Genomic DNA, 14,371 nt, shown 5'->3' with positions numbered 1-14,371 from the left:
CCCGGTTCGACTGCCTGCGGCGTTCTTATGTGGTGCCGGGCCTGCTAGAAGATCCGGAGGGTGTAGCTGGTGCTGGGCAGGTCCAGGGCGGACCATTCCTCATGCGAGCTGACGGGAGGGGTGTGGCCCCGTCCGTCACGGAGGAGCGCTGCGATGGTGGCGGCAGCGAGGAGAAGGAGCAGGATGACGGTGATCGTTGCGAAGATTTCCATGGCTCCATGCTGCTCTTCAGGATTTCCACTCAACAGTGGCAGAAATGCCCAAAAAGCTAAAATTCCTGCCACAATGGAAGCATGCTGAAATCGGTAGCCGTCATAGTGGTTCCCAACTTTTCGATCTTCGAGTTCGGGACGGCCTGCGAGGTTTTCGGGATCGACAGGTCAGGCCGGGGCGCCGGAGTCCCCGCCTTTGATTTCCGGGTCTGCACCCCGGAACCGGGCAACGTTCCCATGAAGTCCGGGTTGTCCATGAACGTGAGCCATGGGCTGGAAGCCACTGAAGATGCGGACCTGGTGATCATGGCTCCCTTTGGACGGGACCAGGAGATGCCGGAGCCTGTGCTCGCTGCCCTCCGGGCCGCTGACGCCAGGGGGGCCTGGGTAATGTCGATCTGCTCGGGAGCATTCGCGCTGGCACGCGCGGGCCTGCTGGACGGCCGCCGCTGCACCACGCACTGGCATTTTTCCCGTGACCTGGCCGAGGCCTACCCGGACGTCCAGGTGGATGAAAACGTCCTCTACGTGCAGGACGGCAATATTATTTCCTCTGCCGGAACCGCTGCAGGAATCGACGCGTGCCTGCACCTGGTACGGCTGGAGTTGGGCGCGAACGTTGCTGCCTCGATTGCCCGGGACATGGTGGTCCCGCCGCACCGCGACGGCGGCCAGGCCCAGTTCATCGACCGGCCCATGCCCACCTGCGGCTCGGCGCCCATGGAAGAACTGCTGCGGTGGATGGTGCAGAGCCTCGACCGTGAACACACGGTCAACGAGTTGGCAGCGCGGGTCCACATGTCACCGAGGACCTTTGCCAGGAAGTTCCGTTCGGAAACGGGCGCCACACCAGCGGCCTGGCTCAACTCGCAGCGGGTGATCCGGGCACAGGAGTTGCTGGAATCGACCGATTTGAACATCGACGAGATCGCCCGGGAAGCCGGGTTTGGCCATCCGGTCCTGCTGCGGCACCACTTCGCCAAGGTCCTCGACACCAGCCCCCAGTCCTACCGCCGGGCATTCCGGGGGCAGCTGGCCGAAGTGGGCTAGCTGCCGCCTTCGACCTGACAGGTCGTTGCGGGGAGCGCGGCCTGGGCAGCCTATTCCCTGCTGTCCAGGGCAGGAGTGCCCTGTCCGGCCCCGGACTCCTGGGCTGCTGCCCGGGTCCGGTCCACCAGCACACGCCAAGGTCCGGTCACTGCCCGCTCAGGCAGGGCCGCCCGCCTGTCCCCGGCCCGGATTGAATAGATGAACCGGTCAGGCTGGCTCCCCGCGAAGTGTTCGGCGGCGGCCCTCGGCGTGCGGGGAACGGCATCCCACGGACAGGCTTCGACGATCGGCTCCCACTGGTTGATTGCCGTTTTAGAGCGCGCATCCACCGTCCACACCCGCGTCATCGCGGCAATCCCACCGGTACGTTCCACGCTGATTTTCATGGCCTGGTTCCTGGGCTTCCACGCAGCCTGGCGGCTGAAAGTCCGGCAACCAGGCATCCCTTAAAGCTTGACCTTCACAGTTTCCCACGCCTGCCGCACGGCGTCATGCTCTTGTGACCCGGAACCGAAAAGCTCCACGGCGGCAGCGGCGGTGGCCCGCGCGAAGACGCTGAAGGTCGCCGTGGTCGGCAGGGATCCGCCCGTCAGCGTTTCGTACCAGATGCGGCCGGGGGAGTCCCAGGCGTTCCCGCCCAGGGACTCCGCCACCAGGTAGAAGGCGCGGTTGGGAATGCCCGAGTTGATGTGGACCCCGCCGTTGTCCGCGCTGGTCCTGACGTAGGAGTCCATGGAGTCCGGCTGCGGGTCCTTACCCAGCACATCGTCGTCGTACGCGGTTCCCGGTGCCTTCATGGAACGCAAGGCACTTCCTTCCACCCCGGGGGTGAAAAGCCCCTCGCCGATCAGCCAGCTGGCCTCGGCAGCGGACTGGTTCTTCACATACTGCTCCACGAGGGCGCCGAAAACATCCGACATGGATTCGTTCAGGGCGCCGGCCTGGTTCCGGTAAGCCAGGGCGGCGGAGTGCTGGGTCACCCCATGGGCGAGTTCGTGGCCGATGACGCTCAAGGATGCCGTGAAGCGCCCGAAGACTTCACCATCGCCGTCGCCGAAGACCATCTGGGTGCCGTCCCAGAAGGCGTTGTCGTAGAGCTTGCCGAAGTGCACGGTGGCATCCAGCCGCAGTCCCTGCCCATCGATGGAGTTGCGGCCGAAAACGTTGGCATAGAGGCGGTGGGTGTGTCCCAGACCCTCGTACGCTTCGTCGGTGGCGGCATCTCCCGTTCCGGGTTCGCCTTCCTTGCGTACCAGCCGTCCCGGCAGGGTTTCCGAACCTTCGGCGTCATAGATAGTCCGGTTGGACGGACCCGGCTTGGCCTGGCGCAGTCCGGAAGGAACATCCGGCATGGCCTGGGTCCGGGACGCCTGGAATGAACCGACGTGGCCAAGGGCCTCCCTGGCAGCCCGGGCGGCCGCAGAATACTCCGGAGCATCCTGCCGGGCCAGGCGCCGCAGCAGGTAAGGCGGGACGATGGAACAAAACGGAACGTGCATGGCGTACCCCCTCAACTAGGTGATTTCAGACTACGAGGGGGCTCTGACAATCGGTGCCAGCACACGCGGCACGGGGAGCTTCGCGCGGGGGCCGGCAGCAGACAGAAGCACGACGACGGCCGGCCGCTTTGTTGGTTACCGCCGCCTTGGGCGGGATACACGAAGAATGTCTCACCCTCCCGCGATGATTCTGGTATGGGAAACGGCGTCAGCGGGAAGTCGGTCATTTCAGAGCTCTTTCCTGCCCCCGCCAGCACGTCCCTTGCCCATGGAACGACCGCAGCGCCGAGTGTCAGTCCCGTGGTGGATTCTGCTGGTATGCGGAAAGGCAGCCGAAGGGTCGGGGAATTGGCGCTGCCGCCCGCTGTCCCAGCCGCATCTCCGTCTTCAGAAGCGGCGCCAGCGCCAGCGCAAAATGTCACACCCTCCCGCGATGATTCTGGTATGGGAAACGGCGTGTTGACGGCAGCGGAGGTGGCGGGCATTCATGCCTCTGTCACGGCCCTCAACGCGTTGTTCCGTGATGACGCGCAGTTGCGAAATGTCGTCGACGGCACAGGGCCAGACGTCTTGCAGCGTGCTTACGAACTCCGCCTGGAACGGCTGGGTGTGGTGGCGCGGCTTGAAGCCCAGATCGCCGCATTGAAGGCCCGGGACGCGGCCGAAGCCGTCGAGCTTCAGAATGCGATGACTCCTCCGGACGCCAGGCTGCAAGAACGGACCTTCCGCGAGATCTCGGTTGTCGAGGAGATCGCCGGGATCCTGACCATCAGCTCCGGCGCCGCGGGGGCGTTCGTCACCCAGGCCCGGCGGGTCTGTTCCCTCCCCTCCGTGTACGGGGCACTGTCCACCGGGTCCTTGTCGTGGCAGGGCGCCAGGATCATCGCCGACGAAACCGAGAACCTGGACTATCCCGCCGCCGTCGCTTTGGCGGATCATTTTCTGGACCCGGACGCGCCGAATCCTGCGCGGGGCCGTCCGGCTGGGCAGCTGGTGCCTTCACGGTTAAGGTCGAAAGTGCGGGCCTGGCGCGAACGCCACCACCCCGAATCCATCGAGAAACGCCACGCGAAGTCCGCAGCCGACCGGCGGGTCGAATTCACCCCCGACCGCGACGGCATGGCCTGGTTCGCGATCTATATGCGGGCAGACTGCGCGTTGGCGGCCTGGAACAAAACCACGGCCATCGCCCGCGGACTGCAAGGCCCCAACGAAACCCGAACCCTCACCCAGATCAGGGCCGATGAAGTCGCCCGCCGCCTCCTCGCCCCCGCCCAAGCCATAACTACCACCACAGACGCCGGCACCGGCACCGGCTCCGGCTCCGGCTCCGGCTCCGGTCCGAGCATGGCCTCCCCGGCCGGCGGCGGGGACACGGAAGGCACCGGCGGACAACGCGGCAGCCAACCCGGCACCAGCACGCCTGCAGCCGGCGACGGCAGCGGCCGTCCTGACACCGGCGATGAGGTTCAACGCGTTGCCGGGGACCAGTTCCCTGATGAATTCCTCGGGCTCGCCACGCTCTTCGGGTCCGACGAGCTAACTGCGGACCTCGGCATCCCGGACAGCACTCACCTCGAAACCAACGATCACATCGACGCAGCCAGTAACCCCGGCACCCAGGACAACAGCACCGGCCAGGCAGGAACCAGCACCAACACCGCGGGCCCTGCCGCAACCAGCCCCGAAGCCGGGAAACTCCCCACACCCCGCGCCGACGTGCTGGTCACCGTCCCCGTGTTCGCCCTGCTCGGCCTAACCGACGAACCGGCCACCCTCGACGGCTACGGCCCCATCCCCGCATCCATGGCCCGCAAACTCCTCACCGACGGAGCCAACTCCTTCACCCGCGTCCTCATCGACCCGCGCGACGGAGCACCCCTCGAAATCGGCCGCACCAGCTACCGGCTCACCAAAGCCATGCGACAAGCCCTCACCCTTCGGGACGGCAAATGCACCTTCCCCGGCTGCAACAACAACGCCCTCGACAACGAAGCCGACCACCTCCAAGCCTGGAAACAAGGCGGCACCACCGGGATCAGCAACCTGGCACAGCTCTGCCCGAAGCACCACCGCCTGAAGCACAACAGCGGCTGGACACCCACACACGCAACAGAAACCGAACCGCCCTGCTGGACCTCACCCACCGGCCGCACCTACCCCGCCGAACAACCAGGCTGGGAACCACCACAGCTGCCGCCCGCCCTGGCTGCCCTGCTGACTGACGGCGCAGCACCTGGTGACTCCGTGGCGGGCTGGTCTGCCGCTACGAAGCGCTCGCCCGCTGCTGCCACTGATGAACACGTAATGGTTCTGTCTGATGCTCCGGACGAGCACTATCCCGCAGCAGCTGCGGCCGGTATGCCGGAAGCAGGCGAAGACTTGGTCTGTCCGCCGTGGTTGGAATGGGGTGACATCGAAATTACAGACGCGGATGTGCCGGACCCAGACATCTTTGGTGACACGGGCTTCCCGGATGATCCTGAATTGCTCGAATTCGATCCAGCACAATTTCCGGTCCCGGATTGGCTGCTGTGGCTGGAGGCTGAAGAAGCAGCATTGAGCCACCTGTAATAACCACGGGCGGCAAACAACGTTGTGTACTGACCCGGGCAAACGACGAGGTCCCCGCTGCCGGACTGCCCGGAAAAACAAACCGGAAAACAAATTCGTAAAACAAACCCGGAAAACAACCCGGGAAAACGAAAGCGGCCCGGTCAGTGACCGGGCCGCTTTCGGCTGGTGCCCTCGGTAGGATTCGAACCTACGGCCTTCTGCTCCGGAGGCAGACGCTCTATCCCCTGAGCTACGAGGGCAATCCGGATTTCCTGCCGTTCCCGGCGGGACGTCCTAGAGCTTAGCAGGAAGGTGGGCTCCAAGGGAAAACCGATCCTGATCCGGCGTTGCCAACGGGCCGGGAGCACACGGAACCGTCGCATCAGTACCCGGAGAACGAGTCCACGTGCACGCGCCGGGCCCCTGCTTTCCGGGCGGCACGGCGGAGTGCGGCAACGCTGGCGGGCGAACCGGAGACATACACTTCACGGCTATGAATGTCCGGAACAAGGGCCTTCAATCCTTCGTGGTCCAGCCGGGAAGCTCCGGCCGGAACAGCTCCGAAATCCACCGGGGGGTTAGAACCGTCCGCCAGCCGTACGAGGACCCGGATGCCCGCAGCGCGAAGTTCGTCAGCGTAGGCGATCTCGTCGGCGCTCCTGGCAAGAAGGAGAAGGACGGCGTCGCGTTCCCGGAGCCCTCCCGAGCCCAGGTGTGAGAGGAAAGGCGTAATGCCGATGCCGGCGGCAATGAGCAGCACGGGTTTGCGGGGGTCGCGGGGGAGGACAAAGTCACCGCCCACCGAGGTGGCCGTCAGCTCATCGCCGGGCTTCAGCGCCAGCAGCACCCTTTTGGCCGCGGACAATGGCTCGGCGGTCCGGATGCCGAATTTCACCAGGCGTTCCGCAGGTGAACCTGTCAGGCTGAACACCCGCCGTCGTCCCTTACCGTCGGACTTGGCGTGCGGCAGGTCAAGCTCCATGTACTGCCCCGGAAGGAAACGCACCGGCCGGGCAGGCTCGAACGAGAACTCTGTGGTGCTCGGAGTCAGCCTCCGGCTTCCTGCGAACCGCAGCCTGACGCCGCCCCGCTGGCCCAGCAGAAAGGCGAGGAAGTTGCCCAGCAGCAACGCGGCTTCGGGAGAATTCGCGATAAATCCGAGGTTGTAGGGGACCGCGAACACAACGCCGACAACGGCGGCCAGCGCCAGCTGCTGCCACCGCCGGGGCGGCAGCGTCAGGGGCTCGGTCAGCATGAAGCCGACGAAGAAGAGCACCGGCCGCTGCGCTAGTGCCTGGTAGATGCCCATCCCTGCAGTCATGCCGGCGCGGAGCAGCTCAAAGGTGATGATGCTCGTCGCTACGAGGGTGAATACTGTGGCCATCAGGACTTTCCTGGTCCGGTAAAGGACCAGCAGCACTCCGGGGACCAGCAGCCACAGCATGGCTGGCGTCGCCGCCCACCACGTGGCGATATTGAGCCCGGTAAGGCCGGTGACGAAGGCTCCGGCGGCCGCGGGGTTGAAGATGTGCCGGCCGCGCCAGGCAAGGGCGTACTTCGACGCGGATGCCAGCACGCAGGCCACGGCAACCCCCGCCACGTCCAAAGTCTGGAAGGACGGCCAGAAAAGGAAGTAGAGCAGCAGCCCGGTAATCAGCGACGATTCCGAGTGCGGCCGTACCCGGAACAGCGCCGCCAGGGCCCGGTTGGAGGCGTAGTTCAGGGCCAGGCACAAAGCCAGGTGGGCCAGCATCTCCGGGATGCCGAAGGTCAGCCAGCCCAGGACCTCAAGCAGCAGGCTGTACACGGCAAGGGCTGCCAATACCAGGAGGATGAGCCGGTACATGGTGAACCGGCCAAGCAGGGTATCCATGCGCCCCGTGGCAGATGCGGAAGAACCGGCCTGGGGGGTCCCGACGGGGCTCATGTGAACAGTGTCCCTTCAAATTCTTCGGAATAGCCCGCGCTGCCGTCGGAATACACCGTCAGCCAGGAGAAATCGAACGATTCCTGGAGCTGTGCGCCGGGAACAAAAAAGAGCGCCGTGGCCAGCGCGTCGGCAAGGACGGCCGTCTCCGCCAGGGCCCAGGTCGCGACGGCGGTCTGCACCGGCCTGCCGGTTGTTCCGTCCAGCACGTGGTGCAGCCCATCACCCCAGGCCCGCCGGTTGGCGGCGGAAGCGCACAGTGCACGCCTAGCCAGCCGGACCACACCAATCGCCTGGACCGGATTGTACGGATGCTCCAAGGCCACCGGTACGGCGGACGGGCCCCGTGCCAGGAGATCACCGCTGCCATCGATGACGTAGGCGTCAACCCCCGCCGCTTCCAGTTCGGCGGCCAGCAGATCCACCAGCAGCCCCTTCCCGGCGGCGCCTATATCCAGCACCACCGGAGCGCTGGTGGTGATGGACGTTCCATTCCAGTCCAGGACGTCGTCCCAGGCCGGAGCGGGCAGCGGGGAGCCGGCCGGCTGCAGCGAGTACGCAGCGTCATATCCCAGCCGCTCCAGGCTGGCGCCGATCAGGGGAGTCATGGTCCCGGCCGAGATTCCGTAGAGGGTCCGGTACAGCTTCCCGAGTTGTCCGGCCTCGTCCGGAAAGTCGTAGCGGCCAGGTGTCCGTGCCATTGCACTTACCAGGGAATCGCCACGGAAACGGGACCAGTCGGCGTCGAACTTTTCAACCCTGGCAAGGATGCGCTCCGTCAGGGACGGCGCAAGCGGAAGGGGCGAAGAAATTTCCCACTGAGTCCCGATGCCTTCGAACGATATGCCCTCCACGTCCCCTCCCGGCACCGGCTACCGGGCTTCCGACTTGATCTGCTCCACTGCCTGGTTGAAGCCGCCGCTGGTGAGTGAGGAGCCTGCCACCTTCGAAACATTGAGCTCGTCGATGTTCTTGCCCACTACCTGCGCCGCGATGCCGCCGGCAAACTCGCCCTGGAACTTGCGCGTATTGGGGTTGGAAGGGTGTTGGGTGATCTGGACATCCGTCACCGTGCCCGAAGCGAGGGACAGCTGGACGCCCACTGTCTCGGTACCGTTGGGCGAGACGTAGTTTCCGTCCGCGCTGTAGGTGCCGTCCTTGTAGGTGGAGCCGCTGCCGGCCAGGGAGGACGTGTTGGGCGATGGTGCGGCGGTGGTTCCGGCGGCGTTCCCGCCGGTGGTGGCCGGAGCCGTGTCGGTAGCGGACGGCGCACAGCCTGCCACGGTTCCCGCAAGGGACAGGCCGGCAATACCGGCGTAAACGCTCCTGCGTACGGAGGGTCTCATCAAGGCTCTCGTTTCGTCATAGGGATCACGGAGTTCAAGCGGTGGTTACGCTGATGTCAACGCTGGATCCAGCCTATTGGTTCAACCCTGTGCCGTATTTGGGTTTTCCTTGTGACCGTCCTGTGTAAGGCCGTCCCCTGGAGGGCGCGCAAAATTCTTTGCTGTCACTGGCCCCCGGTAGGCTAGAGGGGTGACTCCCGAAGAACTCTCCCTCGCCATATCCGCCTGCCTGAAAGACGCCGTTGCCGCCGGTGACATTGCCCTTTCAGCATCAGCTGTGCCTGATGAGGTGCGCGTGGAGCGACCCAAGAACCGGGAACACGGCGACTGGGCAACCAACATCGCCCTGCAACTGGCCAAGCAGGCAGGCACGAACCCGCGGGAATTCGCCACGATCCTCAGTGCCCGGCTGAAGTCGATCGACGGCGTCTCGGCCGTGGACATCGCCGGCCCCGGGTTCCTGAACATCACCGTTGACGCTGCCACCGCCGGCGCCCTTGCAAAGGTGATTGTCGAAGCGGGCCCGCACTACGGAACCAACTCCGCGCTCGCAGGCCGCACCGTGAACATGGAATTCGTTTCGGCGAACCCCACCGGCCCCCTCCACATCGGCCATACCCGCTGGGCCGCCCTGGGCGATTCCATCGCGCGTGTGCTCCGGGCATCGGGCGCCGACGTCACGGCCGAGTACTACATCAACGACGCCGGTTCGCAGATGAACACCTTCGCCAAGTCTGTCTACTCGCGGCTGCACGGCCTCCCCGTGCCCGAGGGCGGATACCCCGGCCAGTACATCGCCGACCTCGGCCACGAGGTCCTCACCGCGCATCCGGACATCCGCGAACTCACGGAAGTTGCCGCGCTTCCCGTCATCCGCGCCGCCGCGTACGAGGCACAGATGAAGGACATCAAGGCCACGCTGGCAGACTTCGGCGTCGAGTTCGACGTGTTCTTCTCGGAGCAGGAACTGCACGACGCCGGCGCTATCGAAAGTGCCGTGGCGCGCCTACGCGAGCAGGGCCACGTGTTCGACGACGGCGGTGCCGTCTGGCTGCGGACCACGGACTTCGGTGACGACAAGGACCGGGTGATGATCCGCGCCAACGGCGAGCCCACCTACTTTGCCGCGGACGCCGCGTACTACCTCTCGAAGAAGGACCGCGGCTTCACCGAGAAGATCTACCTGCTCGGCGCCGACCACCACGGCTACATCAACCGGCTGAAGGCCATCGCGGCGGCGGCCGGCGACGACCCTGAGAAGAACATCGAGGTGCTGATCGGCCAGCTGGTGTCCGTTAATGGCGCCAAGCTCTCCAAGCGTGCCGGCAACATCATCGAGCTCAAGGACCTGATCGACTGGCTGGGCAAGGACGCCGTGCGGTACTCGCTGGCACGCTTCCCTGCAGACTCGCCGTTGACCCTGGACCCCGAGCTGCTGAAGAAGCACAGCAACGAGAACCCGGTGTTCTACGTCCAGTACGCCCACGCACGCTCGCGCGGCGCAGCACGGAACGCCGTGGCAGCGGGAGTGGAGCGCACAGTGGACGGCGAAGACCGCTTCGACGCCTCGCTGCTGGACCACCCCACGGAAAACGAGCTGCTCGCGTACCTGGGCAGCTACCCTTCCGTGGTGGCCAAGGCCGCGGAACTGCGCGAACCGCACCGCGTGGCGCGGCACCTCGAGATCATCGCCGGCGCCTACCACCGCTGGTACGACGCCTGCCGCATGGCGCCCATGGGCGACGACCCCGTGACCGATGTCAACCGCACCCGGCTGTGGCTCAACGATGCCACCAGCCAGGTGCTGGCCAACGGCCTTGACCTGCTTGGCGTTTCCGCGCCGGAACGGATGTGAGCACCATGAGCGTGAAAGCTGAAACAACCGCGCACACCGGAAACGCCGCATCCCCCCTGGCACCCGGCTGGCTGGCCGTTCCGGCCGACCTCAACGCCCTGCAGGAACCAATGTGGGCGGGCAGCGTGGAACGGAACGACGCCGGGTCCCTCACCGTTGGTGGCGTCACCGTCCAGGAACTGAAAGAACAGTTCGGCACGCCCCTGTTCGTAATGGACGAGGCGGACTTCCGTGCCCGGGCGCGTGCTTTCAAGGACTCCTTTGATGCCGCCTTCGCGGAGATCTGCGGCGGCGTGGATGTCTACTACGCCGGAAAGTCCTTCCTCTGCACCGCCGTGGTGAAGTGGGTTGAGGAAGAAGGCCTGCGGCTGGATACCGCTTCAGGCGGCGAACTGGCTGTCGCTGCCCGCGCGGGCATCGCGGGGGAGCGTGTGGCCCTGCACGGCAACAACAAGTCCGACGCCGAGATCAACCGTGCCCTGGACATGGGACTGGGGCGCATCGTGGTGGACAGCCTGGACGAACTGGTGCGGGTGGGCGATATCGCCCGGGTCCGCGGGGAACAGGCAAAGGTGATGCTGCGGCTCACGCCGGGTGTCCACGCCCACACCCATGAATTCATCGCCACCGCCCATGAGGACCAGAAGTTCGGCCTCTCCATGGCGGCGGACACCACCGACCAGGCCGGCCTGTCCGCGGCGGAGGAAGCGGTGGCTGCCGCTTCGGCCCACCCCGGCATCGAACTCCTGGGCCTGCACTGCCACATTGGCTCGCAGATTTTCGAGCCGGACGGCTTCGCCCTGGCAGCGGAGAAGCTGCTGCGCTTCCTGGCAGCCATGCAGGAAAAGTACTCCATCGTTATGCCCGAGCTTGACCTCGGCGGCGGCTACGGCATCGCCTACACCCCGGTGGACACCCCCCGCCCCGCAGCCGAGATCGCGGAAGCGATGGCCGCCGTCGTGCGTTCCACCTGCGCGGAACTGGGCATCGCCTCGCCGCGCATCTCGATCGAACCCGGCCGCGCCATCGTGGGCAGCACCACCTTCACGCTTTATGAAGTGGGGACGCTGAAGACGGTGCGCGTCGACGCGCCGGCCGGCTCCGGCGCAGGTGAGGACGGTAACAACGTTACGTATCCGCGCCGCTATGTGTCGGTGGACGGCGGCATGAGCGACAACGCCCGTCCGGTGCTCTACGACGCGGATTACTCGGCGATTCTGGCCTCGCGCACTTCCACGGCGGCGCCGCAGCTGTCCCGCGTAGTGGGCAAACATTGCGAGAGCGGCGACATAGTTGTTAGAGATGTATATCTGCCCGAGGACGTGGCAGCCGGTGATCTGCTTGCTGTACCGGGAACCGGCGCCTACTGCTGGGCCCTCTCAAGCAACTACAACTATCTGGCCCGGCCGGGCGTAGTCGCGGTGCGCGACGGATCTGCCCGGCTGATTGTCCGCGGGGAAACCGAAGAAGATCTGCTGAACCGCGACATGGGAGCCTGAAGTGACGGAAATGCGAGCCCTGAAAGTGGCCCTGCTGGGCTGTGGCAACGTTGGGGCCCAGGTTGCGCGGATCCTGATTGAGGACGCCGACGCCCTTGCTGCCCGCACCGGAGCGCGCCTTGAGCTCAGCGGCATTGCCGTGCGCAACCTGGGCACCAAGCGCGACGTCGAGCTGCCGCAGGAACTGTTCACCACGGATGCCGAAACCCTGGTCAAGGACGCCGACCTCGTGATCGAGCTGATGGGCGGGATTGAGCCTGCCCGCACGCTGATCCTCTCCGCGCTGAGCAACGGCGCCTGCGTGGTCACCGGCAACAAGGCACTGCTGGCCCAGGACGGCCCCACCCTGTACGAGGAAGCGGACAAGGCCGGCGTGCAGCTGTCCTACGAGGCCGCCGTCGCCGGAGCCATCCCCATCCTGCGGCCCATCCGCGACAGCCTCTCCGGCGACCGGATCACCCGCGTGCTGGGCATCGTGAACGGCACCACCAACTTCATCCTTGACCAGATGGACTCCACGGGCGCCCAGTTCGCCGACGCCCTCGCCGAAGCCCAGCGCCTCGGCTACGCCGAAGCGGACCCCACCGCCGACGTCGAAGGCCACGACGCCGCGGCCAAGGCCGCCATCCTGGCCACGCTGTCCTTCCACACCCGGTTCGCCCTGGAAAACGTCCACTGCGAAGGCATCACCAAGGTCAGCGCCGCGGACATCGCCGCGGCCAAGGACGCCGGCTTCGTCATCAAGCTCCTGGCCATTGCCGAGAAGCTCACGGATGCCGACGGCGGCGAGGGCATCTCCGTCCGGGTCCACCCCACGCTCCTGCCCCGCGAACACCCGCTGGCCGCCGTCCGCGGCGCCTTCAACGCCGTCTTCATCGAGGCCGAGAACGCGGGCGAGCTGATGTTCTACGGCCAGGGCGCAGGCGGCACCCCCACCGCGTCCGCCGTGCTGGGCGACCTCGTCTCCGCGGCGCGCCGCCTGGTCCTCGGCGGACCGCAGCGTACCGAGACCACCACCGGCCATGTTCCGGCCCTGCCCATCGACGCCGCCGTGACCAGCTACTACATCGGCCTTGATGTTGCCGACCAGCCCGGCGTCCTGGCCAAGATCGCCCAGATCTTTGCCGAAAACGGCGTCTCCATCGAAATCATGCGGCAGACCATCCACCGCGACGCTGAGTCCAACGTGGAGTCCGCCGAACTGCGGATCGTCACCCACCGCGCGTCAGAGGCCGCCCTCGCGGCCACCGTCGAGGCCGTGAAGGGCCTTGACGTGATCAATTCAGTTACATCCGTTCTGCGGGTAGAAGGAGTCTAAGTGGCTCACCAATGGCGCGGCGTAATCCGCGAATACGCTGACCGTTTGCCCGTGACGGAGTCCACCAGGGTCATCACCCTCGGCGAGGGCGGCACCCCGCTGGTGCACGCGCAGAAGCTGTCCGAACTCACCGGTTCCGAGGTCTACCTCAAGGTGGAGGGCATGAACCCCACCGGCTCCTTCAAGGACCGCGGGATGACCATGGCCATGACGGCCGCCGTCGAAGCCGGTGCCCAGGCTGTTGTCTGCGCCTCGACGGGCAACACCTCTGCCTCCGCTGCCGCATACGCCACCGCAGCGGGCCTGAAGTGCGCCGTGCTGGTGCCCGAAGGCAAGATCTCCATGGGCAAGCTCAGCCAGGCCATCGCCCACGGTGCCACGCTGCTCCAGGTGGACGGCAACTTCGACAACTGCCTCGATATCGCCCGCAAACTGGGGGAGTCCTACCCGGTGTTCCTGGTGAACTCCGTCAACCCCGCCCGCATCCAGGGCCAGAAGACCGGCGCCTTCGAAATCGTCGACGCGCTCGGCGACGCCCCGGACATCCACGTGCTTCCCGTGGGCAACGCCGGCAACATCACCGCCTACTGGAAGGGCTACAAGGAGTACTCGGCTCCGTTCGAGTCGAAGACCGCCGGTACGCTTCCCGCCGTCGCCACCAAAACCCCTGCCATGTGGGGCTTCCAGGCCGCCGGTGCCGCGCCGTTCGTTGCCGGCCACCCCATCACCGAGCCGGACACCATTGCCACCGCCATCCGGATCGGCAACCCCGCCTCCTGGGACGGCGCCATCGGCGCCCGTGACGAGTCCGGCGGGCTCATCGGCGCTGTCACCGACGAGGAAATCCTGAACGCCCACCGCTGGCTGTCCTCCCGCGAGGGCGTGTTCGTGGAGCCCGGCTCCGCTGCCGGCGTCGCAGGCCTGCTCAAGAAGCACGCCGCCGGCGAGGTTCCCGCAGGAAAGACCATCGTCATCACCGTCACCGGGCACGGCCTCAAGGACCCGCAGTGGGCCCTGCGCACCGAAGACGGCAGCGACGTGCAGCCGGTCAAGGTACCCAACGACGTCGTGACCGTTGCTGCTGAACTGGGACTGGAAGAAAAATAACC

Annotated in this window: 12 protein-coding genes and 1 tRNA gene; 6 read left to right on the top strand and 7 right to left on the bottom strand. The window is 66.0% G+C overall.

Going from position 1 to position 14,371, the window contains the following annotated elements:
* Positions 1–44 precede the first annotated feature (44 nt).
* Complete coding sequence (locus ACJJV6_RS00325; RefSeq protein WP_009356890.1) at positions 45–212, bottom strand: hypothetical protein; 168 nt, start codon at positions 210–212, stop codon at positions 45–47.
* Between the two features lie 81 nt (positions 213–293).
* Between ACJJV6_RS00325 and ACJJV6_RS00320 the strand changes: the two genes are divergently transcribed.
* On the top strand, positions 294–1,262 hold the full coding sequence (locus ACJJV6_RS00320; RefSeq protein WP_009356891.1) for a GlxA family transcriptional regulator: 969 nt from the start codon (positions 294–296) through the stop codon (positions 1,260–1,262).
* A gap of 50 nt (positions 1,263–1,312) precedes the next feature.
* Here the strand turns inward: ACJJV6_RS00320 and ACJJV6_RS00315 are convergent, their stop codons facing one another.
* Both ACJJV6_RS00315 and ACJJV6_RS00310 read right to left on the bottom strand, forming a co-directional pair.
* Entirely contained in the window at positions 1,313–1,648 is a 336-nt protein-coding gene (locus ACJJV6_RS00315; RefSeq protein ID WP_009356892.1) for a protealysin inhibitor emfourin, read from the bottom strand.
* A gap of 60 nt (positions 1,649–1,708) precedes the next feature.
* Positions 1,709–2,761: a M4 family metallopeptidase gene (locus ACJJV6_RS00310; protein WP_407709649.1), complete on the bottom strand. Its 1,053-nt coding sequence runs from the start codon at positions 2,759–2,761 to the stop codon at positions 1,709–1,711.
* Positions 2,762–3,205: 444 nt separating this feature from the next.
* Between ACJJV6_RS00310 and ACJJV6_RS00305 the strand changes: the two genes are divergently transcribed.
* A complete protein-coding gene (locus tag ACJJV6_RS00305) occupies positions 3,206–5,335 on the top strand; it encodes a DUF222 domain-containing protein (RefSeq protein ID WP_407709648.1) in 2,130 nt (709 codons plus the stop codon).
* 166 nt (positions 5,336–5,501) lie between these two features.
* On the opposite strand, the gene ACJJV6_RS00300 is transcribed toward ACJJV6_RS00305, so the two are convergent.
* The 4 genes from ACJJV6_RS00300 to ACJJV6_RS00285 form a co-directional block, all read right to left on the bottom strand.
* Positions 5,502–5,577 (bottom strand) — tRNA-Arg (locus ACJJV6_RS00300).
* A 122-nt stretch (positions 5,578–5,699) separates the two neighbouring features.
* Positions 5,700–7,244, bottom strand: a complete 1,545-nt coding sequence (locus ACJJV6_RS00295; protein WP_407709647.1) for a ferredoxin--NADP reductase — start codon at positions 7,242–7,244, stop codon at positions 5,700–5,702.
* Complete coding sequence (locus ACJJV6_RS00290) at positions 7,241–8,113, bottom strand: FAD:protein FMN transferase (protein ID WP_407709646.1); 873 nt, start codon at positions 8,111–8,113, stop codon at positions 7,241–7,243. Before ACJJV6_RS00290 ends, ACJJV6_RS00295 begins: the two co-directional genes overlap by 4 nt.
* A gap of 3 nt (positions 8,114–8,116) precedes the next feature.
* Positions 8,117–8,590, bottom strand: coding sequence for a hypothetical protein (locus tag ACJJV6_RS00285; RefSeq protein ID WP_407709645.1), 474 nt, complete (start codon positions 8,588–8,590; stop codon positions 8,117–8,119).
* 190 nt (positions 8,591–8,780) lie between these two features.
* On the opposite strand from ACJJV6_RS00285, the gene argS reads away from it, so the two are divergent.
* Genes argS through thrC form a run of 4 tightly spaced genes read left to right on the top strand, consistent with a single transcriptional unit; the run spans position 8,781 to position 14,369 of the window.
* Positions 8,781–10,445, top strand: a complete 1,665-nt coding sequence (gene argS, locus ACJJV6_RS00280) for an arginine--tRNA ligase (RefSeq protein ID WP_407709644.1) — start codon at positions 8,781–8,783, stop codon at positions 10,443–10,445.
* A gap of 5 nt (positions 10,446–10,450) precedes the next feature.
* Positions 10,451–11,944 (top strand): diaminopimelate decarboxylase, encoded by a 1,494-nt coding sequence (lysA, locus tag ACJJV6_RS00275; RefSeq protein ID WP_354175349.1) that lies wholly within the window; start codon positions 10,451–10,453, stop codon positions 11,942–11,944.
* Between the two features lies 1 nt (position 11,945).
* Positions 11,946–13,262 carry a homoserine dehydrogenase gene (locus ACJJV6_RS00270; protein ID WP_407709643.1) on the top strand — a complete coding sequence of 439 codons (1,317 nt, stop codon included), beginning with the start codon at positions 11,946–11,948 and terminating at the stop codon, positions 13,260–13,262.
* The gene (gene thrC, locus ACJJV6_RS00265; RefSeq protein WP_009359560.1) at positions 13,263–14,369 is read left to right on the top strand and encodes a threonine synthase; all 1,107 of its coding nucleotides are present in this window, start codon (positions 13,263–13,265) and stop codon (positions 14,367–14,369) included.
* Positions 14,370–14,371 lie beyond the last annotated feature (2 nt).

Origin of the sequence: Arthrobacter nitrophenolicus (assembly GCF_045833485.1) — a bacterium.
Taxonomy (GTDB): domain Bacteria; phylum Actinomycetota; class Actinomycetes; order Actinomycetales; family Micrococcaceae; genus Arthrobacter; species Arthrobacter nitrophenolicus.
The sequence above is the reverse complement of the archived record's forward strand: the minus strand, read 5'-3'. Positions and strand labels throughout refer to the sequence as shown.

Bases quoted from the DNA above. Each gene is read 5' to 3' on its own strand.
- ACJJV6_RS00320 (WP_009356891.1), top strand. From the start codon at position 294: ATGCTGAAATCGGTAGCCGTCATAGTGGTTCCCAACTTTTCGATCTTC.
- ACJJV6_RS00305 (WP_407709648.1), top strand. From the start codon at position 3,206: ATGGGAAACGGCGTGTTGACGGCAGCGGAGGTGGCGGGCATTCATGCC.
- ACJJV6_RS00310 (WP_407709649.1), bottom strand. From the start codon at position 2,761: ATGCACGTTCCGTTTTGTTCCATCGTCCCGCCTTACCTGCTGCGGCGC.
- ACJJV6_RS00325 (WP_009356890.1), bottom strand. From the start codon at position 212: ATGGAAATCTTCGCAACGATCACCGTCATCCTGCTCCTTCTCCTCGCT.
- ACJJV6_RS00315 (WP_009356892.1), bottom strand. From the start codon at position 1,648: ATGAAAATCAGCGTGGAACGTACCGGTGGGATTGCCGCGATGACGCGG.
- lysA (WP_354175349.1), top strand. From the start codon at position 10,451: ATGAGCGTGAAAGCTGAAACAACCGCGCACACCGGAAACGCCGCATCC.
- ACJJV6_RS00285 (WP_407709645.1), bottom strand. From the start codon at position 8,590: ATGAGACCCTCCGTACGCAGGAGCGTTTACGCCGGTATTGCCGGCCTG.
- ACJJV6_RS00295 (WP_407709647.1), bottom strand. From the start codon at position 7,244: ATGAGCCCCGTCGGGACCCCCCAGGCCGGTTCTTCCGCATCTGCCACG.